Origin of the sequence: Brenneria sp. L4-2C, from assembly GCF_040240335.1 — a bacterium.
Taxonomy (GTDB): domain Bacteria; phylum Pseudomonadota; class Gammaproteobacteria; order Enterobacterales; family Enterobacteriaceae; genus Brenneria.
Genome location: NZ_JBEIAC010000007.1, coordinates 129,351 through 146,971 on the forward strand (window position 1 = coordinate 129,351; position 17,621 = coordinate 146,971).

At 53.8% G+C, this 17,621-nt stretch carries 20 protein-coding genes; 16 read left to right on the forward strand and 4 right to left on the reverse strand.

The annotated features are described in order from the left end of the window. The first annotated feature begins 14 nt into the window (after window positions 1-14). From rnr to ABRZ26_RS12655, 3 genes are all read left to right on the forward strand, one after another. Entirely contained in the window at window positions 15-2,471 is a 2,457-nt protein-coding gene (rnr, locus tag ABRZ26_RS12645; protein ID WP_319604487.1) for a ribonuclease R, read from the forward strand. A gap of 101 nt (window positions 2,472-2,572) precedes the next feature. Further along, window positions 2,573-3,304, forward strand: coding sequence for a 23S rRNA (guanosine(2251)-2'-O)-methyltransferase RlmB (gene rlmB, locus ABRZ26_RS12650; RefSeq protein WP_319604488.1), 732 nt, complete (start codon window positions 2,573-2,575; stop codon window positions 3,302-3,304). Window positions 3,305-3,367: 63 nt separating this feature from the next. Then, a complete protein-coding gene (locus ABRZ26_RS12655) occupies window positions 3,368-3,766 on the forward strand; it encodes a DUF350 domain-containing protein (protein WP_319604489.1) in 399 nt (132 codons plus the stop codon). Between the two features lie 37 nt (window positions 3,767-3,803). On the opposite strand, the gene bsmA is transcribed toward ABRZ26_RS12655, so the two are convergent. Next, window positions 3,804-4,106, reverse strand: coding sequence for a biofilm peroxide resistance protein BsmA (bsmA, locus tag ABRZ26_RS12660; protein ID WP_319604490.1), 303 nt, complete (start codon window positions 4,104-4,106; stop codon window positions 3,804-3,806). Window positions 4,107-4,400: 294 nt separating this feature from the next. Between bsmA and ABRZ26_RS12665 the strand changes: the two genes are divergently transcribed. From ABRZ26_RS12665 to yjfP, 3 genes are all read left to right on the forward strand, one after another. Beyond that, the gene (locus tag ABRZ26_RS12665) at window positions 4,401-5,519 is read left to right on the forward strand and encodes an RNA ligase RtcB family protein (protein ID WP_319604491.1); all 1,119 of its coding nucleotides are present in this window, start codon (window positions 4,401-4,403) and stop codon (window positions 5,517-5,519) included. Further along, window positions 5,519-6,136: a peptide chain release factor H gene (prfH, locus tag ABRZ26_RS12670; RefSeq protein WP_319604492.1), complete on the forward strand. Its 618-nt coding sequence runs from the start codon at window positions 5,519-5,521 to the stop codon at window positions 6,134-6,136. Before ABRZ26_RS12665 ends, prfH begins: the two co-directional genes overlap by 1 nt. 211 nt (window positions 6,137-6,347) lie before the next feature. Beyond that, window positions 6,348-7,121 (forward strand): esterase, encoded by a 774-nt coding sequence (gene yjfP, locus ABRZ26_RS12675; RefSeq protein WP_319604493.1) that lies wholly within the window; start codon window positions 6,348-6,350, stop codon window positions 7,119-7,121. A 45-nt stretch (window positions 7,122-7,166) separates the two neighbouring features. Here yjfP and ABRZ26_RS12680 read toward each other — a convergent pair whose 3' ends face one another. Continuing rightward, window positions 7,167-7,916 carry an IclR family transcriptional regulator gene (locus ABRZ26_RS12680; protein WP_319604494.1) on the reverse strand — a complete coding sequence of 250 codons (750 nt, stop codon included), beginning with the start codon at window positions 7,914-7,916 and terminating at the stop codon, window positions 7,167-7,169. A gap of 379 nt (window positions 7,917-8,295) precedes the next feature. Here ABRZ26_RS12680 and ABRZ26_RS12685 point away from each other — a divergent pair, with 379 nt between their 5' ends. From ABRZ26_RS12685 to rplI, 7 genes are all read left to right on the forward strand, one after another. Beyond that, on the forward strand, window positions 8,296-9,222 hold the full coding sequence (locus tag ABRZ26_RS12685; protein WP_319604495.1) for a dihydrodipicolinate synthase family protein: 927 nt from the start codon (window positions 8,296-8,298) through the stop codon (window positions 9,220-9,222). A gap of 21 nt (window positions 9,223-9,243) precedes the next feature. Next, the gene (locus tag ABRZ26_RS12690; protein ID WP_319604496.1) at window positions 9,244-10,764 is read left to right on the forward strand and encodes a UxaA family hydrolase; all 1,521 of its coding nucleotides are present in this window, start codon (window positions 9,244-9,246) and stop codon (window positions 10,762-10,764) included. Between the two features lie 51 nt (window positions 10,765-10,815). Next, on the forward strand, window positions 10,816-12,129 hold the full coding sequence (locus tag ABRZ26_RS12695) for an MFS transporter (protein ID WP_319604497.1): 1,314 nt from the start codon (window positions 10,816-10,818) through the stop codon (window positions 12,127-12,129). Window positions 12,130-12,530: 401 nt separating this feature from the next. Next, entirely contained in the window at window positions 12,531-12,923 is a 393-nt protein-coding gene (gene rpsF / locus ABRZ26_RS12700; protein WP_319604498.1) for a 30S ribosomal protein S6, read from the forward strand. Between the two features lie 5 nt (window positions 12,924-12,928). Continuing rightward, complete coding sequence (gene priB, locus ABRZ26_RS12705) at window positions 12,929-13,249, forward strand: primosomal replication protein N (RefSeq protein ID WP_319604499.1); 321 nt, start codon at window positions 12,929-12,931, stop codon at window positions 13,247-13,249. Window positions 13,250-13,253: 4 nt separating this feature from the next. Further along, window positions 13,254-13,481, forward strand: coding sequence for a 30S ribosomal protein S18 (gene rpsR / locus ABRZ26_RS12710; protein ID WP_048637617.1), 228 nt, complete (start codon window positions 13,254-13,256; stop codon window positions 13,479-13,481). A gap of 41 nt (window positions 13,482-13,522) precedes the next feature. Next, on the forward strand, window positions 13,523-13,975 hold the full coding sequence (rplI, locus tag ABRZ26_RS12715; protein WP_319604500.1) for a 50S ribosomal protein L9: 453 nt from the start codon (window positions 13,523-13,525) through the stop codon (window positions 13,973-13,975). Window positions 13,976-14,094: 119 nt separating this feature from the next. Here the strand turns inward: rplI and ABRZ26_RS12720 are convergent, their stop codons facing one another. Continuing rightward, complete coding sequence (locus ABRZ26_RS12720) at window positions 14,095-14,670, reverse strand: OapA family protein (protein WP_319604501.1); 576 nt, start codon at window positions 14,668-14,670, stop codon at window positions 14,095-14,097. Window positions 14,671-14,899: 229 nt separating this feature from the next. Here ABRZ26_RS12720 and bamJ point away from each other — a divergent pair, with 229 nt between their 5' ends. Together bamJ and ABRZ26_RS12730 are read left to right on the forward strand one after the other, a co-directional pair. Continuing rightward, window positions 14,900-15,520 carry a BamJ family beta-barrel-assembly machinery protein gene (gene bamJ / locus ABRZ26_RS12725; RefSeq protein WP_319604502.1) on the forward strand — a complete coding sequence of 207 codons (621 nt, stop codon included), beginning with the start codon at window positions 14,900-14,902 and terminating at the stop codon, window positions 15,518-15,520. Between the two features lie 337 nt (window positions 15,521-15,857). Next, entirely contained in the window at window positions 15,858-16,286 is a 429-nt protein-coding gene (locus ABRZ26_RS12730; protein ID WP_319604503.1) for a DUF2502 domain-containing protein, read from the forward strand. Between the two features lie 182 nt (window positions 16,287-16,468). Here ABRZ26_RS12730 and ABRZ26_RS12735 read toward each other — a convergent pair whose 3' ends face one another. After that, window positions 16,469-17,023, reverse strand: coding sequence for a flavodoxin family protein (locus ABRZ26_RS12735; protein ID WP_319604504.1), 555 nt, complete (start codon window positions 17,021-17,023; stop codon window positions 16,469-16,471). Between the two features lie 196 nt (window positions 17,024-17,219). Between ABRZ26_RS12735 and ABRZ26_RS12740 the strand changes: the two genes are divergently transcribed. Beyond that, window positions 17,220-17,609: a winged helix-turn-helix transcriptional regulator gene (locus tag ABRZ26_RS12740; RefSeq protein WP_319604505.1), complete on the forward strand. Its 390-nt coding sequence runs from the start codon at window positions 17,220-17,222 to the stop codon at window positions 17,607-17,609. Window positions 17,610-17,621: the final 12 nt, after the last annotated feature.

The following is a 17,621-nucleotide window of genomic DNA, read 5'->3' on the forward strand; positions in this document are numbered from 1 at the left end:
ACGGAGGAACCGCAATGTCACAAGATCCCTTTCTGGAACGAGAAGCGGAAAAATACGAATCCCCGATTCCCAGCCGCGAATACATTCTGGCGCATATCGCCAAACGAGATACCCCGATCAAGCGGGAAGAACTGGCGGCCGATCTGCAACTCACCAGTGAAGAACAGCTCGAAGCGTTGCGCCGCCGCCTGCGGGCGATGGAGCGCGACGGCCAGTTAGTCTTTACCCGTCGTCAATGCTACGCCTTACCGGAAAAACTGGATTTGCTGCGCGGCACGGTAATCGGCCACCGCGACGGCTACGGCTTCCTGCGCGTGGAAGGCCGCAAAGATGATCTTTATCTGTCCGCGGAAGAGATGAAACGCGCCATTCACGGCGACGTGGTGCTGGCGCAGCCGATGGGCGCGGATCGCAAAGGACGGCGCGAAGGCCGTATCGTGCGGGTGCTGGAGCCGCGCACCGGTCAGATTGTCGGCCGCTATTTTGTTGATGCCGGCGTCGGCTTTGTCGTCCCGGACGACAGCCGCCTCAGTTTCGATATTCTGATCCCGCAGGAAAACGTTAACGGCGCCCGCATGGGCTTTGTGGTGGTGGTGGAACTGACGCAGCGCGCGACGCGCCGGACAAAAGCCATCGGCAACATTGTTGAAGTGCTGGGCGATAACATGGGTACCGGGTTGGCCGTAGAGATCGCCCTGCGCACTCACGACATCCCGCATACCTGGCCGCCGCAGGTGGAAGAGCAGGTCAAAGACCTGGCGGAAGAGGTGCCGGAAGAGGCGAAAAAAGGCCGCGTCGACTTACGCAAGCTGCCGCTGGTGACCATTGACGGCGAAGACGCGCGCGATTTCGACGATGCGGTCTATTGCGAGAAGAAACGCGGCGGCGGCTGGCGTCTGTGGGTGGCGATTGCCGACGTCAGCTACTACGTGCGTCCGAATACGCCGTTGGATCACGAAGCGCGCGCGCGCGGCACATCGGTTTACTTCCCGTCACAGGTGGTGCCGATGCTGCCGGAAGTGCTGTCTAACGGGTTGTGTTCGCTTAACCCGCAGGTCGACCGTCTGTGCATGGTGTGCGAGATGACCGTGTCGGCGCAGGGGAAACTCTCTTCGTATAAATTCTATGAAGGGCTGATGAGCTCCCATGCCCGTCTGACCTATACCAAGGTATGGAGTATTCTTCAGGGCGACGCCGAACTGCGCGAGCGCTATAAACCGCTGGTGGGCGGTCTGGAAGAGCTGCACCGGATGTACAAGGCCCTGGATCAGGCGCGCGAAATCCGCGGCGGCATCGCTTTTGAAACGGAAGAAGCCAAATTTATCTTCAACGCCGAGCGCCGCATTGAACGGGTCGAATCCGTGGTGCGCAACGACGCGCACAAGCTGATTGAAGAGTGCATGATTCTGGCGAACATTTCCGCGGCGAAATTCGTGGAGAAAAATGAAGAGCCGTCGCTCTTCCGCGTACACGATCGGCCCAGCGAAGATCACGTTCTGGCGCTGCGCAGCGTGCTGGGCGAACTGGGGCTGACGTTAAAAGGCGGTATGAAGCCGCAGCCTAAAGACTATGCCGCTCTGATGTTGGAAGTGGCGGATCGGCCCGACAGCGAAATGCTGCAAACCATGCTGCTGCGTTCGATGAAACAGGCGGTCTACGATCCGGAAAACCGCGGCCACTTTGGTTTGGCGCTGGCGTCCTATGGTCACTTTACTTCGCCTATCCGCCGTTATCCCGACCTGGCCTTGCACCGCTCCATCAAGTATCTGCTGAGCGACCGCAAGGCGCGCTGGACGCCGACCGGCGGCTGGCACAGCGATCTTAACGAAATGCTGCAACTGGGCATGCACTGCTCGCTGACCGAACGCCGCGCCGATGAGGCGACCCGCGACGTAGCCGACTGGCTGAAATGCGACTTCATGCAGGATCACGTCGGCGAAGCGTTCACCGGGATCATCTCCAGCGTCACCGGTTTTGGTTTCTTTGTGCGTCTCAACGATCTGTTTATCGACGGGCTGGTGCATGTCTCCACGCTGGATAATGACTACTATCGCTACGATAATATCGGCCAGCGTCTGATTGGCGAGTCGCGCGGTCAGGTTTATCGTCTGGGCGATGAAGTGGAGATTCGCGTCGAGGCGGTGCATATGGACGAACGCAATATCGATTTCGCGCTGGTTTCCAGTTCGCGCAAGCCGCGCGGCGAAGGCAAAACGGCGCGCGATCGGGCGAAAAAACCGGATAACCGCGAGGCCAAGCCGGCTCGCCGCCGCCGTAACGCCGCTAAGCCGGCCGCCAATTTCGAGCCGGATGCCGCGTTCCGAAAAGAGGGCGAGCGCAAAGCCAAACCGGCTAGCGGCAAATCGAAGCCGAAAAAGAGCGCCGACAAAGGCAAAAAGAACGGCGAGAAAACGCGTAAGATTGCGGCCGCAACCAAAGCCAAACGCGCGAAGAAGAAGTCGGTCGAGTAATCTTCACCGCCATTCCCTCTCCTGCGAAGGGGAGGGGAAGAGATTGTCATTCATTTTCAACGGGCGGACAGCGCCCGTCTATTTTTATTTAAAGAGTATCAATGAGCGAAATTATTTACGGTATTCATGCGGTTAAAGCATTGCTTGACCGAGATCCCCAGCGTTTTCTGGAAGTGTTTATCCTGAAAGGCCGCGACGATCGCCGTTTACATCCGCTGATTACTGAACTGGAGTCGGCGGGCATTACGGTTCAGGTGGCCAACCGCCAGTGGCTGGACAGCAAAGTAGAAGGGGCCGTCCATCAGGGGATTGTCGCCAGAGTGAAAGAAGGGCGGCAATATCAGGAGAACGATTTGCCTGCGCTGCTGGACGAGCTGGCGCAGCCGTTCCTGCTGGTGCTGGACGGCGTAACCGATCCGCACAATCTGGGCGCCTGCCTGCGCAGCGCCGATGCGGCCGGGGTGCATGCGGTGATCGTCCCCCGCGATCGTTCCGCGCAGCTGAATGCGACGGCAAAAAAAGTCGCCTGCGGCGCGGCGGAAAATGTGCCGTTGATTCGCGTGACCAATCTGGCGCGTACCATGCGTTTATTACAGGAGCATCAGGTCTGGATCGTCGGTACGGCGGGCGAAGCCGACCATACGTTGTATCAAAGCAAACTGAACGGTCCGCTGGCGTTGGTGATGGGCGCGGAAGGCGAGGGGATGCGCCGTCTGACCCGCGAACATTGCGATGAATTAATCAGCATCCCGATGGCGGGCAGCGTCTCTTCGCTGAACGTGTCCGTCGCGACCGGCATCTGTCTGTTTGAAGCGGTGCGTCAACGCGGCTGACGGCGCTGTCACCCGCGCCGACGCGATATTCGGCATCACGGCAACCTAAAGGAAAGTTACGGCATGATTATTGTTGACGCATTATTGGCTTTTGCTTCTTATTTTTTCATTGGGTTTGTCATGGTGTTGGCATTCCTGTTTATCTACACCCGCGTCACGCCTCATGATGAGTGGACGCTGATCAAAGCCAACAATGGCGCGGCGGCGGTCGGCTTCGCCGGCGCGTTGATCGGCTATGTTATTCCGCTGGCCAGCGCGGCGGTCAACTCGGTGAGTCTGTTGGATTACATCACCTGGGGGATTGTGGCGCTGGCGGTGCAATTGCTGATTTACGGCATCGTGCGTATTTACCTGCCGGGTCTGAGCCGACACATTCAGGATAACGAAATCGCTTCGGGCGTGTTCCTGTGTACCGCTTCGTTGGGCGGCGGGATCCTGAATGCGGCCTGCATGTCTTACTAACGCGCAGCTATGGCGAATACCTTCCCGCTGACGCTCGTTAGCGGTACAGCATCGCCCGGGAGAACCACACTCCCGGGTGTGAGGTTTCGGACTTCATGACAATGGTGTAGTAACGCGCCCCTTTTTCATCCGCCTGACGCTGAATCGCCCGATCCGCGTCATCCGGGCTGCCGTATACGGTAACCGATGCCGTGCCGATTTTTTTCAGCGTCGAGGTTTGCGCGTAGTTAATAAGCTGCGCCTGTTCTGCCGGCGGCGGAGGCGGCGTCGGCGAGCCGGAAATCAGGCTGCATGCGCTAAGGCTCAAGGACAACATTACGCTCAGAAACGTTTTCAACATGGTCAGCCGCTTCCTCATGGTTAGCTTTCTTTTCAGTGTAACGCGCTTTGCCTGTCGAAAGTAACGGCAGATTGAGCGTTAAAAATCGTTGCGGACAGCCGTTCGCTGGGGTAGTATGCCGCCGTTTTTCCATTCTCACTCACTACGACTGCAAGGAGGTCACGATGAAATCTTATTCTTTGGCACTTTGCAGGCTACGCCAGGATTAATTCCGCACTACTCCATTTTTGCGTTTTAGCCCGGTTTTTGGCCTGCCACATCATTTTTTTTAAAATTGATCAGCAGGATTGATCTATGGGCAATGCCATTCGTTTTATTTCGCCGCAGGTGAATCTCATCGCGTCGGAAAATACCTGGATTGAAGACAACGCAATCCAACAACTTATCACTACATCTCAACTCCCTGACATGGTTCGGGTCTCCGGTATGCCGGATTTACACCCCGGACGCGGTTATCCTATCGGGGCGGCATTTTTTTCTCGTCGGCGTTTTTATCCGGCGCTGGTCGGGAATGACATTGGCTGCGGCATGGCGTTATGGCGCACCACCCTAAAAGCCAATAAAGTTTCGCTGGATAAACTCGACAAACAGTTAGGCAATATTGACGGTCCGTTGGATGACGTGGCGGATCTGCCCGAAGAGTTTGCCGCGTTTCGCCATTCGCTGGGCACCATCGGCGGCGGAAATCACTTTGCGGAATTGCAATGCGTTGATCAGATTTATCAGCCGGCGCGCTTCAATACCCTGACGCCCGACAGCAAGACGCTGTTATTGCTGGTACACAGCGGCTCGCGTGGTTTAGGCCAGTCCATTCTGGAAAAACAGCTACGCGAGCACGGGCATCGGGGGCTGGAGGAAAATACGCCGGACGCGCGTGATTACCTGAACCAGCACCAGCAGGCGTTGGCGTTCGCCCGTATTAACCGCAACTGCATAGCGCAACGTATGCTTAGCCGTTGGCGCGCCGACGGCGAAGCGCTGTTGGACGTCAACCATAATCTGGTGGCGCCGGCGACCATCGACGGGATTGCCGGCTGGCTGCACCGTAAAGGCGCGACGCCGGCCGACCAGGGGATGGTGATTATTCCGGGCTCGCGCGGCGATTACAGTTACCTGGTTCAGCCGCGATCCGATGCCGTCAGCCTGTACTCTCTGGCACATGGCGCCGGCCGCAAGTGGATGAGTTCGGCGTGCAAAGCGCGCTTGTCTCAGCGCGACAATATGCGGTCGTTATCGCGCACCGCGCTGGGCAGCCGGGTGATTTGCCAGAATAAGCAGCTGATTTTTCAGGAAGCGCCGGAGGCCTATAAGTCTATCGATAGCGTGATAGCGTCCATGGTGTCGGCCGGGCTTATCGAGCCGGTCGCCCGTTTAAAGCCGGTGTTGACCTACAAAACGCGGGGTGAAGAATAATGTTGCTATTACAACTTTCCGCTGCGCAGGGGCCGGACGAATGTATGCTGGCGACGGCGAAAGCGTTGCAGTTTCTTATCCGCGAGGCGGCGCAGCGGAATGTGGCGCTTGACGTCGTGGAAACGGAGCCGGGCAGCCGACCTGGCACATTGCGTTCCGCGCTGGTCGTCCTTAATGGGGCCGGCGCAGATGAACTGGCTGACCGATGGAGCGGCACCATACAGTGGATTTGCCCCAGTCCGTGGCGGAAAACGCCGGGGCGAAAAAACTGGTTTATCGGCGGGACGCGTTTCGCTTCTCAGCCTCTGCATCAGGCCGGCGACATTCGCTTCGACACGCTCAAAGCCTCGGGGCCGGGCGGTCAGCACGTTAACAAGACCGAATCGGCGGTGCGGGCGACGCACATTGCCAGCGGTATTAGCGTGAAGGTGCAAAGCGAACGCAGTCAGCACGCCAACAAGCGCCTTGCCGGCTATTTAATCGCCTGGCATTTGCAACAACGGGAACAGCAAAGCGCAGCCGATTTGCGTTCCCGGCGTCGACAGTCTCATGCTCAAATCGAGCGCGGGAACCCGATACGGGTGTTTGTCGGCGAGCGTTTTGAGGCGTTGCGCTAAATAATGCCGTTCAAGGGGGAGCGCTCACTCCCCCTTCATCTCGTCCATCACTCGCCGCTCTCGCGTTCTTCCCGGCCTGCCTTTCTCTTTGTTATTGCAGCCTTTGCGCTAAACCATTGCGAAATTTGTTTTTAAAGCGAATCTGTTTTTGATGCTATGGTATTTAAAGCGGTAGACATTCAGGAATGAGATGAAAGGTTGAGACAAGCACATGGTTGAGATTTCATTGGATAGCATTAACGGTATTGATGTTTTGCATGCCGTTCCCGGCGGTAAAAAAGACCTTCCCCTGCCGACCATTTTTTTCTTTCATGGTTATCTTTCATCAAAAGAGGTCTATTCCTATTTTGGCTATGCGCTGGCGGCGGCCGGTTTTCGCGTGATTTTGCCGGATGCCGCCATGCACGGCGCTCGTTTTGACGGCAATGAAGCCCGGCGGTTGCGGCATTTCTGGGATATCCTTCAGTCTAATATTCAAGAGTTGCCTGACTATGTGGATGTCTATCGACAGCGCGGGTTGATTGCCGACCGGCGTATCGGCGTGTGCGGCGCGTCGCTGGGCGGCATGAGCGCATTGGGAGCGATGGCGCGCTACCCGTGGATTTCCGCCGTGGCGGCCTTTATGGGATCCGGCTATTTTTCGACCCTGTCGCGCTCGCTGTATCCTCCGGTGCCGGCAGGGAGCGCGGAGGCGGAAAGCGTCTTGCGGAGCTTATCCGCGACCCTCGCCGAGTATGACGTCTCCTCCCGGCTGGAGAATCTGGCCGACCGGCCTTTACTGCTCTGGCATGGCGAGGCGGATGACGTGGTGCCGGCGGAGGAAAGCGCCCGCTTATATCAGGCGCTGCAAGCCAATCATCCGGGCGGCAATCTGACCTACCTGACCGAAGCCGGCGTGACGCACCGCATCACGCCGACGGCGCTGCGGGCCGGGGGCGATTTTTTCCGGCGCTATTTATCGCTATTAGAAACGGGACGGGAATAAAAACGCCGCGAAATCAACCACAGGGTTTCGGCACCCGCGACGGGATTAACGGTTAACTTTATCTGATATCGCTTTTGCGGTATCGACAATGCGCTGTGCGTTCTGCGGGATCAGCTCGGGCGTCATTTGGAAAGCGACGCCGGATGCGCTGATGGCGGCGATGACGTTGCCGTTTTTGTCAAAGATCGGCGCTGAAATGCAATAGACGCCTTCGCTGTCTTCCGCATTGTCGTACGCCCAGCCGCGTTGACGAATAAGCGCCAGCTCTTTTTTCAGCGCAGTCTTGGTTTTTATTGTTGTCGGGGTAAAGATTTCAAACTCTTCATCAGGCAGATAAAGATCGATGGCGGACTCCGGCAACCAGGCCAATAAGGCTTTGCCCAGCCCTGAACTGTATAACGACAGTTTTTTCCCTACCCAACTGCGAACGACAATAGCGCCGGGACTCTCCAGTTTTAATAGGTAAATAGCCGAGCCGCCATCCTGTACCCCGAGATGACAGGTTAACTGGGTGCTGTCCCGCAACTGGGTCAGTGGTTCTGACGCCAGTTTTTTAATATCAAAGGATTCTTCAGCTTTGCTGCCGAATTCGTATAGCCTTAATCCCAGATAGTAATGATTTTTTTCCTGCCGCAATAACCCGTGAGCAACCAGCGATGCCAGTAGAGAGGATGTCGAGCTTTTTGGCAAACCGACGCCTTGATAAATCTGGCTGAATGTCGCGCCGTTGTTCGTTGATAAGAACTCGAAAATTTTAACGGTTTTATCAATTGCTGGGGTTTGTGTTTGCAGCACGCCGACTCTCAATAAGTATTAATGTCACCTCTGGCGATTATAAGCGAACGCCATGGAAGTTAAAAACTTTAATCTCGGCGTCGCCGGCGCGGATAACGGCCATCGTTTAGGCAGGTCATAAACCGTAAACGCTCCTCTTTCAACCGCTGTCATATTCCTTTAGCGCATCGCTTAAACGGGCGGCGCGGTCTTCAATCCACACTGACCAACGGGCATCCGACGATGTTCAGCCTGTGGGACGCTTTATTTTTTTCTTTTGTGTAGCCGATCAAAGTTCATGCAATTGCCTTCTGGCGGTCGTTGACGCTATTCAGGCCGAATGCTATAAATTTCCATAAATAGAACAGTTGTTCAGTATATGGAAATAAAGAGGCGATGAATGAGTAGCGTAACTAAATTTTCTGGCGTTTTTCCCCCTGTCCCAACGATCGTTGATGAGTCGGGGCGATTCGATGCCGCAGGCATGGGCAAACTGATTGATAAGCTGATTGATGCCGGCGTGAACGGCATGCTGTTTTTAGGCAGCGGCGGAGAGTTTTGCCACTTAAGCAAAAGGCAGCGTTTTGAGATCGCGGAGTTTGTCACCCGGTACGTTGATAAGCGTGTGCCGATCCTGTTGGGAATCAGCAGTACAAGCACGCAAGAGGTGATTGAATACGGTAAGCATGCGGATGAGTTGGGTGTGGATGCCGTGCTGGTTTTGAACCCCTATTATGCGCTGCTCAATGAGGATTATATCTATCATCATTTCAAGTCTGTCGCTTCAAATATTACATCTCCCATTATCGTTTACAATTTTCCGGCGTTAACCGGGCAAGATATCAGTATTCCTTTATTACAACGACTCGCCAGCGAGATACCTAACGTTATTGGCGTGAAAGATACCGTGGATAATGCCAGCCACATCAGGGAAATTATTAATCAAGTCAGACCCCTCAGAGAGGATTTTGTTATTTTTGCCGGTTTTGATGAGTACATGATGGATGCGTTGATTCTTGGCGCGAATGGCGGGATCCCGGCAACCTGTAATTTCGCGCCTTTTGTTACCTGCGGAATCTACCGGTGTTTTAAAGAAAAAAACTATGACGAGATGTTCTTGCTGCAACAGCAACTCGCAAAGTTATCGTCAGTTTATAGTCTGGAAACGCCTTTTTTCGGCGTCATAAAAGAGGCGATAAAACTCTGTGGCCTGGATATTTCCACCAATGTTGTGCCGCCAGTCGAGCCGTTAAGTATGGAAAAAAAGGCGCATTTGGTTTCGATATTGGAATTTTCAGGACTCATTCCTCATCAAGCAAAACAATAATATCAGCAAGAGAGCAATGTTATGAGCAATATTTCTTCAGTAATAATACTTCATCCAAATGATGATGTCGCAATTGCAAGATTTCCTGTTAACCAGGGGGATGTTATTTCAGAGAGAGGCGTTGTTGTTTTAACGGATGTAAAAGAAGGCCATAAGATAGCATTAAGAGACATCGCTATTGACCAGGCCGTCAAACGTTATAACCAGATCATTGGTTATGCCAGTCAGCCGATAAAAGCCGGCGAGCATATTCATTTACATAATCTCAAGATGGGCGATTATGGTCAGGATTACGCTTTTTGCGTGGATAAAAAGGAAATTGAACCGGCCGCGGAGGTCAGAACCTTTATGGGATACCGACGGGCGAATGGCAAAGTCGCGACCCGTAATTATATCGGGATACTGACATCGGTAAACTGTAGCGCCACGGTGGCTAAAGCCATGGAAGAACACTTTAAAAGCGTGGGATTGGCCGATTATCCTAATATTGACGGCATCGTCGCTCTTCCGCAGAGTTTTGGCTGTGCGATGGATATGAAGGGCGATCTGATGAAAATCATGCAAAGAACGATGAGCGGCTATGCCAATCATGCCAACTTTGCCGGCGTGCTGATCGTCGGATTAGGCTGTGAATCGAATCAAATAAAAGAGCTGATTAAAATAGAAGCCATTAATGAAGGGCCGATGCTTCAGCATCTGACAATCCAGGAAACGGGCGGGACGCAAAAAACGCTGAATAAAGGGATTGAAATTATCGAAGGCATGTTAAGCCAGGCCAATAATCTGCATCGGGAGAAAATTCCCGTTTCAGAACTGATTGTCGCGCTGGAATGCGGCGGATCGGACAGTTATTCCGGTATTTCCGCCAATCCTGCGCTTGGGTATGCCGTCGACCTTTTAATTCAGCAAGGGGGTACCGCGATTCTGGCGGAAACGCCGGAAATTTATGGCGCGGAGTATATGCTCACCCGCCGGGCCGTTTCTCCGCAAGTCGGTCAGAAGCTCATCAATCGGATCCGCTGGTGGGAAGATTACGCCATCCGCTGCCATGCGGAATTAAACAATAATCCTTCGGCCGGTAATAAAGAGGGCGGGCTCACCACGATTCTGGAGAAATCATTAGGCGCGATTGCGAAAGCCGGTAGCTCAAATCTGGTTGACGTCTATGAATATGCCGAACCGGTCACGGCCAAAGGCCTGGTATTTATGGATACCCCGGGATACGACGCGTTTGCCTGTACCGGGCAGATTGCCGGCGGGGCGAATGTGATGTGCTTTACGACAGGCAGAGGATCCGCTTATGGAGGAAAGCCCACGCCCTGCATAAAAATCGCCTCTAATAACTTCCTATGGCGGCGTCAGGAAGAAGATATGGATATTAATTGCGGCGATGTCGCCGATGGGCTGGAGTCATTAGAGTCTGCCGGAAGACGAATATTCGAAATGATAATTAACGTTGCTTCTGGTGAAAAAAGTAAAAGTGAAAAATTTGGCTATGGTTCATTAGAATTCGTTCCCTGGCAACCAGGCGCAATAATGTAATTAATCCAAGCGGTAAAATAATTTAACAGCTTTAATTAGTTGGGGGATAGTATGTCTCAATATATTGAAACAACTAAAAAAGAAAAACCAACTGCTGTTCGCTGGTTTGTCTTCATTTTAATGTTGGTGCTGGGTGCGATAAATTATATCGATAGAACGTCGTTGGGTATCGCAATGCCGTTTATCCAGGAAGAATTTGGTATTAAAGATCAGCGCATCGTCGGTTTATTGCATAGCGCGTTTTTCTGGTCTTACGCACTGATGCAGATTCCAAGCGGCTTTTTAGCCGATAAGTTTAAAACGCGGACGATTATTACGTGCGCCACCGTTGTCTGGGGGGCCTTTCAGGCATTGGGCGCCGCGTGCCATACCATCTTTTTATTAATGCTGACGCGTATCGGGCTGGGAGTATCGGAAGCGCCTATTATGCCGGCCGGCGCCAAACTGATGGGCAACTGGCTGACGCCTAACGAAAGGGGAAGGGGATCGATGCTGTTGGATGGCGGCGCTCCGCTGGGTACGGCTTTCGGCGCTATCCTGTTAACGTGGCTGATCGCGCATTTTGGTTCATGGCGGGCGGCGTTTGTCGTCGCCGGCGTGGGAACCGTTTTAGTGGGGGTCGTCGCATGGTTTTATATACGCAACAAACCCAGTGAACATCCGGGCGTGAATCAGGCCGAATTACAACATATCGAAGAAGGGATTAAACAAGCGGGCGGCATTGTTAACAAAAAAACGCGGCTCAGAGATATCGTCCCTTACCTGACACAGGTCAACGTTATCGCGCTGATTTGCGGCTGGGTGTGCTACAGCATTGTCTTCTATGGGCTTATGGTCTGGGTTCCCGCTTATTTAAATCAGGAGCATGGCTTTAATGTGAAAGAGATGGGCGGCGCCATGTTTATGATGTTCATCATGTGTTTTGTCGGTCAGCAGCTTGGCGGTTGGCTGGCGGATAAATGGCGTCAGGCAGGCGGTTCGCCGAACAAGGTATTTCACACCTTGTTAGCCGTCTCGGCAATCGTCTCCGGCGTCGGCGTCTTTTTATGCGCGAATACCAAAGATCCTTTGCTGGCGGTGATATTCCTGACCATCGCATTATTTCCATTACGTTGGGCCAGCGTGTATTGGTCCATTCCCGGATTATTGGGCGCTCAACATATGGCCGGCACCATCACCGGTACGATGAACTTCAGCAGTAATATGATTGCGGCGATTGTTCCCATCCTGGTCGGGTTTATGATCCAATCGACGGGGTCATATTATGCGGCGATGATGTTTTTTGCAGTGGCCGCTATCGGCTATCTGGTGAGCTCATTACTGATTAATTTCAATAGAAAGTTAGTCGTCAAAGAAATAGAGTAATACCTCGATAATTAAAAGGCTCAGGGTGATGGAATTAAAACATTTTTAATGACAATGCCTTGTCTGTTGTCTGGCCGGATAATTTGATTTATTAATACCTGACGTTATCAATAATGCCGCTCATTGCGCCGGTTATGCCATGGGCGGCATTTTTGCCTCAGTGATTTTACCGCGGCATCTTATTGATGGATGACCGATAGGCAGCATTCCGCTGGTCGCCGCTTGCAGTTTCGGTGTCTGTTCATCAATCGACCTTTCTTCTGATTTCTTCCTTGTGTTCCTGCGCGGAGGCCAATATAATTACGCGTCATTTTTTCAGCCGCTCACATAACACGTTCCTTGCTTCCATGGGCCGCGGTTGACCCTGACAGGAGGCTGAATAATCCGTAAGGAGCAATTCGATGCGTCATTACGAAATCGTTTTTATGGTTCATCCTGACCAAAGCGAACAGGTTCCGGGCATGATCGAACGCTACACTGGCGCCATCACGGCGGCGGAAGGCACGATCCACCGTCTGGAAGACTGGGGCCGCCGTCAACTGGCTTACCCGATCAACAAACTGCACAAAGCACACTACGTTCTGCTGAACGTTGAAGCGCCGCAGGAAGTTATCGATGAGCTGGAAACAAACTTCCGCTTCAACGACGCCGTTATCCGCAGCATGATTATGCGCGTTAAACACGCGGTAACCGAAGCATCTCCGATGGTGAAAGCGAAAGACGAACGCCGTGAGCGTCGTGAAGATTTCGCAGAATCCAACGATGATGCAAATTCTGGGGATTCTGAAGAGTAATTGTTGTGGTGACGACCAATCGTCTGGTGTTGTCCGGCACGGTGTGCAAGACCCCCATTCGTAAAGTCAGTCCTTCGGGTATTCCTCATTGCCAGTTTGTGCTTGAGCACCGATCGGCGCAGAAGGAAGCCGGATTTAACCGGCAAGCATGGTGTCGTATGCCCGTGGTTGTCAGTGGACCCGCGTCACAAGCATTTACCCACAGTATAACGGTCGGCACGCAACTCACCGTGCATGGGTTTATTAGCTGCCATCAAGGGCGCAATGGCCTGAGCAAGATAGTGTTACATGCCGAGCAGATTGAATTGATAGATTCTGGAGACTAGCCAAATGGCACGTTATTTCCGTCGTCGCAAGTTCTGCCGTTTCACCGCGGAAGGCGTTATCGAGATCGATTATAAAGACATCGCTACGCTGAAAAACTACATCACTGAAAGCGGCAAGATTGTTCCTAGCCGTATCACTGGTACTCGTGCAAAATACCAGCGTCAGCTGGCTCGCGCTATCAAGCGTGCGCGTTACTTGTCTTTGTTGCCGTACACTGATCGTCATCAGTAATCGGCCACTGTCCATTAACGAGACTTTGAGAGGATAAGGTAATGCAAGTTATTCTGCTTGATAAAGTAGCAAACCTGGGCAGCCTGGGTGATCAGGTAAACGTTAAAGCGGGTTATGCTCGTAACTTCCTGGTTCCGCAGGGCAAAGCTGTGCCGGCAACCAAGAAAAACGTTGAGTTCTTCGAAGCGCGTCGTGCTGAACTGGAAGCCAAACTGGCTGAAGTTCTGGCCGCTGCTGAAGCTCGCGCCGCCAAGATCACTGAACTGGCAACGGTTACCATCGCGTCTAAAGCGGGCGATGAAGGTAAACTGTTCGGTTCTATCGGCACCCGTGACATCGCTGACGCGGTTACCGCGGCTGGCGTTGAAATTGCTAAGAGCGAAGTTCGTTTACCGAACGGCGTTCTGCGTACTCTGGGCGATCACGAAGTGAGCTTCCAGGTACACAGCGATGTGTTCGCTACGCTGAATGTAGTTGTCGTTGCTGAAGCTTAATTAACGCTCGTCGTTATTAATGCTGACAGTTACGAGTTAAACGCTGGCCTTGCGCCAGCGTTTTGCATTTCCAGCCCTTGCATTTTGCAATCCAATGGAAGAGGCATCCCGATTGACCGTTAACGGGAGCGGGTAAATCCGCCGTCCGCGTTGCGGGTGAATCGGATCAGCTGATTGCCCGTGGTTTCTATTTCCAATGCCGTTACCGCGCCCTGAGCGTTCAACTGCAACTTCACATGCTGACCGGCTCGCAGATTGCTGAGCGGTTTATCATCCCCTTCCGCCTGCGCCATCGCGAAAACATCACTGACCGGCAGATTATTATCACGGAATAGCTGCGCCAGCGTCTGACCGGAGCTGATTTCGTAGTTGCGCCAGGACGCGTCGACATTTTGCGGCGCGGATTGCGCCGGTTGAGCCGGCTGGACGGCGGGCGCCTGACGCGCCAATGAACTGTTTTCGACAACTTCCGCCTGCATCGGCGCAGAGGGCGCGTCGGCGACTGGTCTTGACTGCGGCGGCGGTGCGGGCGGCGGGCTGTAGGGCCACAGTATGGCGACCAGTACGATGCCGGCCGCGACCCACATCCAACGGCGATGGAAGGGAGGCAGCGGTTCCATCCAATGGTAGCTATCGGGCAAATGCCAGATTTTTTGTAACGCGGCTTTAATCCGCAGACCGGATGATGGTTGCAATGGGTTATTCTCCTCCCCAGCGTTGAATTTTCAGTATATACCCTTCATCTGGCAAGTTGCAGGTCTGTTGGCTTCCCGCACGCTTAAATCCATTGGGCATTGATTTGCCGGCCGAAACGGCAGCGGGTATCCACAGACAAAGGCGACCCGTTCGCACACAGGATTTTACCCTAATCTCCGGCGCTGTTATGCTGCGCTTTCGGTTTTTTACAGTTTAAAAGGAACATCCATGACAACCCCTTCTTTTGATAGCGTCGAAGCGCAGGCAAGTTACGGCATCGGCTTACAGGTAGGTCAACAACTACAGGAATCCGGTCTTGAAGGATTGATCCCTGAAGCGCTGGTCGCCGGTTTGCGTGATGCGCTGGAAAGCAATGCGCCAGTGGTTCCCGTGGATGTGGTTCACCGGGCCTTACGTGAGGTGCATGAACGCGCGAGCGCCGTTCGTCGTGAACGTCAGCAGGCATTGGCCGTGGAAGGACAACAGTTTCTGGCTGAAAACGCGCAGAAAGAGGGCGTGAGCAGCACGGAGTCCGGCTTACAGTTTCGTGTACTGACGCAAGGCGAGGGCGACATTCCTTCTCGTCAGGATCGCGTACGCGTTCATTATACCGGTCGTCTGATTGACGGCAGCGTGTTTGATAGCTCGGTCGAGCGCGGTCAACCTGCCGAATTCCCGGTAAGCGGCGTGATCCCAGGCTGGATTGAGGCGTTAACGCTGATGCCGGTCGGCTCCAAATGGGAACTGTATATCCCGCACGATCTGGCTTACGGCGAACGTGGCGCGGGCGCCTCTATTCCGCCGTTCAGCGCGTTGATTTTTGAAGTCGAACTGCTGGAAATTTTGTAAGTTTCATACTCCGTCGGCTAACGGCAAGCGGAGTTTTTCATTCGTTTCTTATGGCGGGCGCCCTGCCCGTCACCTTCGCGCCGTCGGCAGCGACGCTAAAAATTTTTTCTATTCGGCTATCAGGCAATCAGTCTGTAACGGCTGCGCGGGAACGGGAGCGTTTTTTTGCGTTTCTGCTTTTTCTCTCTTGGCCGGTTTTATCTGCCCGCCCATGCGCCGCCAATCTTCTGTTAAGAAATGTAAATCCATGAAAATAGGTATTTATCTTATAGTGGCGCTGCATAAATCCCCGTATATCTTCGCCTATCCGCAATCGCGGCAAGGGAGGAATCATCCTATGTTTAAGCCACTGTTAATGAGTTCTCTGTTAGTCGGGATGTTTGCGATGACGCCAACGGCGGAAGCCAGCAGCATCAGCATCGATCTCATGCCGGGCGTTACGTTGAATATCGGCGATCGTGACCGGCGTGGTTATTATTGGGACGGTTATGACTGGCGCAGCGAGCGCTGGTGGCGGGAGTACCGGGGGCATCATCGCGGCGCGCGTAACCGGCATGGGTACTATTGGGATGGCTGGCGCTGGCGTGATGTCGGCTGGTGGCGCGAATATAACCGCGGCCCGCGCCATTTCGACAATCATCATCACCGCGGCCCACGGCATATGGACGACCGCGGCCCGCGTCGTGGTGACCGCCATGGACGAGGCCCCGAACGCGGCCCCGGCCCGGATCGCCACGGCCCCGGCCCCGGCCACTTCCGGCACTGATCGGCTGGATTGGCTTCCCCTGCGAAGGGAGCTTCTTGCCGGATGCTGGATTGGCTTCCCCTGCGAAGGGAGCTTCTTGCCGGATGCTGGATTGGCTTCCCCTGCGAAGGGAGCCTCTCGCCGGATGCTGGATTGGCTCCCTCCCCTGCGAAGGGGAGGGTTGGGGTGGGGTCGGCCGGAGATTATTTTGCCAGCTTCGCGGCGATCTCCGCCACATGCTGACCGTATAGTTTCCCGGTGGCCAGATCGCCGGCGACCACTTCATCCACGCTGGCGTCGGAAGGCGTCTGCGCCAGCAGGCCGACGGAAGCGCCGAGGTTATTGATATCGTTACGCGTTGCAGCCTTGGTATTCGCCGGCAGTATGCCGAGGCTGACCCAAATGCCGCCGTGCTGCGAAGCCAGCGTTTGCAGATAAATCAGCGTAACCTGCTTGTCGCCGTTCAGGCTGGCGCTGTTGGTAAAGCCGCCGAATACTTTATTTTTCCACTTGCCGGCAAACCACTGTTTGGAGCTGGCGTCGGCGAATTTCTTGAACTGCCAGGACGGGCCGCCCATATAGGTCGGTGTGCCGAAAATTATGGCATCGGCGTCAGCCAGTTTATCCCAATCCGCTTCGGCGATATTGCCTTCCGCATCAATAGCAATCAGTTCAGCACCGGCGCCTTGCGCGACGGCATCAGCCAGACGTTGGGTATGGCCGTAGCCGGAATGGTAGATCACAACAGTTTTTGACATAACAATCCTCGTGCTTTCTGTGTTTGAATGAACTGCACGATGACATCATGAGCGTAACACCCATCATGATGATACGTGCTTTCTTATGGATACCAACTCTATAATAGGATGACTATAGCGGAGTCTCATGATTCTGTTAAGAAAGCACTTTAACGTGACCAGGTATCCTCAAGGTAACCATGACGGAAGTCCGCGAATGAAAAAACCTTACAATGTTTATGCGCAGCATTGTCCGGCCCGCATGATTCTGGATCGGGTGGCGGATAAATGGACGTTATTGATTCTGAATATTCTGGTTGAACGGCCGATGCGCTTTAATCAGTTAAAACGCGATGTAGAGGGGATCTCGCAAAAGGTTTTATCGCAAACGCTGAAGAATCTGGTGCGCGATGGTTTTGTGGAACGCAACGTTTTTCCCTCCGTTCCCGTCACCGTTGAATATTCATCAACCCCGTTGGGAAAAACGCTGGCCAAACCGATTGCCGAGCTGACCTATTGGGCCGAGCAGAATATGGAGCGCGTGCTGTCGTCACAGAAAAAATTTGATGAATCATTGAGCGAACCTGACGAACCGCTCTCCCGTTAATCCGTCGTCCCC

Excerpts from the sequence above, each read along its gene's own strand:
- rlmB (WP_319604488.1), top strand. The coding sequence starts at position 2,573 with ATGAGCGAAATTATTTACGGTATTCATGCGGTTAAAGCATTGCTTGAC.
- ABRZ26_RS12655 (WP_319604489.1), top strand. The coding sequence starts at position 3,368 with ATGATTATTGTTGACGCATTATTGGCTTTTGCTTCTTATTTTTTCATT.
- bsmA (WP_319604490.1), bottom strand. The coding sequence starts at position 4,106 with ATGTTGAAAACGTTTCTGAGCGTAATGTTGTCCTTGAGCCTTAGCGCA.
- yjfP (WP_319604493.1), top strand. The coding sequence starts at position 6,348 with ATGGTTGAGATTTCATTGGATAGCATTAACGGTATTGATGTTTTGCAT.
- rpsF (WP_319604498.1), top strand. The coding sequence starts at position 12,531 with ATGCGTCATTACGAAATCGTTTTTATGGTTCATCCTGACCAAAGCGAA.
- ABRZ26_RS12685 (WP_319604495.1), top strand. The coding sequence starts at position 8,296 with ATGAGTAGCGTAACTAAATTTTCTGGCGTTTTTCCCCCTGTCCCAACG.
- rplI (WP_319604500.1), top strand. The coding sequence starts at position 13,523 with ATGCAAGTTATTCTGCTTGATAAAGTAGCAAACCTGGGCAGCCTGGGT.
- ABRZ26_RS12665 (WP_319604491.1), top strand. The coding sequence starts at position 4,401 with ATGGGCAATGCCATTCGTTTTATTTCGCCGCAGGTGAATCTCATCGCG.
- prfH (WP_319604492.1), top strand. The coding sequence starts at position 5,519 with ATGTTGCTATTACAACTTTCCGCTGCGCAGGGGCCGGACGAATGTATG.
- rpsR (WP_048637617.1), top strand. The coding sequence starts at position 13,254 with ATGGCACGTTATTTCCGTCGTCGCAAGTTCTGCCGTTTCACCGCGGAA.
- ABRZ26_RS12735 (WP_319604504.1), bottom strand. The coding sequence starts at position 17,023 with ATGTCAAAAACTGTTGTGATCTACCATTCCGGCTACGGCCATACCCAA.
- ABRZ26_RS12690 (WP_319604496.1), top strand. The coding sequence starts at position 9,244 with ATGAGCAATATTTCTTCAGTAATAATACTTCATCCAAATGATGATGTC.
- ABRZ26_RS12695 (WP_319604497.1), top strand. The coding sequence starts at position 10,816 with ATGTCTCAATATATTGAAACAACTAAAAAAGAAAAACCAACTGCTGTT.
- ABRZ26_RS12730 (WP_319604503.1), top strand. The coding sequence starts at position 15,858 with ATGTTTAAGCCACTGTTAATGAGTTCTCTGTTAGTCGGGATGTTTGCG.
- ABRZ26_RS12740 (WP_319604505.1), top strand. The coding sequence starts at position 17,220 with ATGAAAAAACCTTACAATGTTTATGCGCAGCATTGTCCGGCCCGCATG.
- rnr (WP_319604487.1), top strand. The coding sequence starts at position 15 with ATGTCACAAGATCCCTTTCTGGAACGAGAAGCGGAAAAATACGAATCC.
- bamJ (WP_319604502.1), top strand. The coding sequence starts at position 14,900 with ATGACAACCCCTTCTTTTGATAGCGTCGAAGCGCAGGCAAGTTACGGC.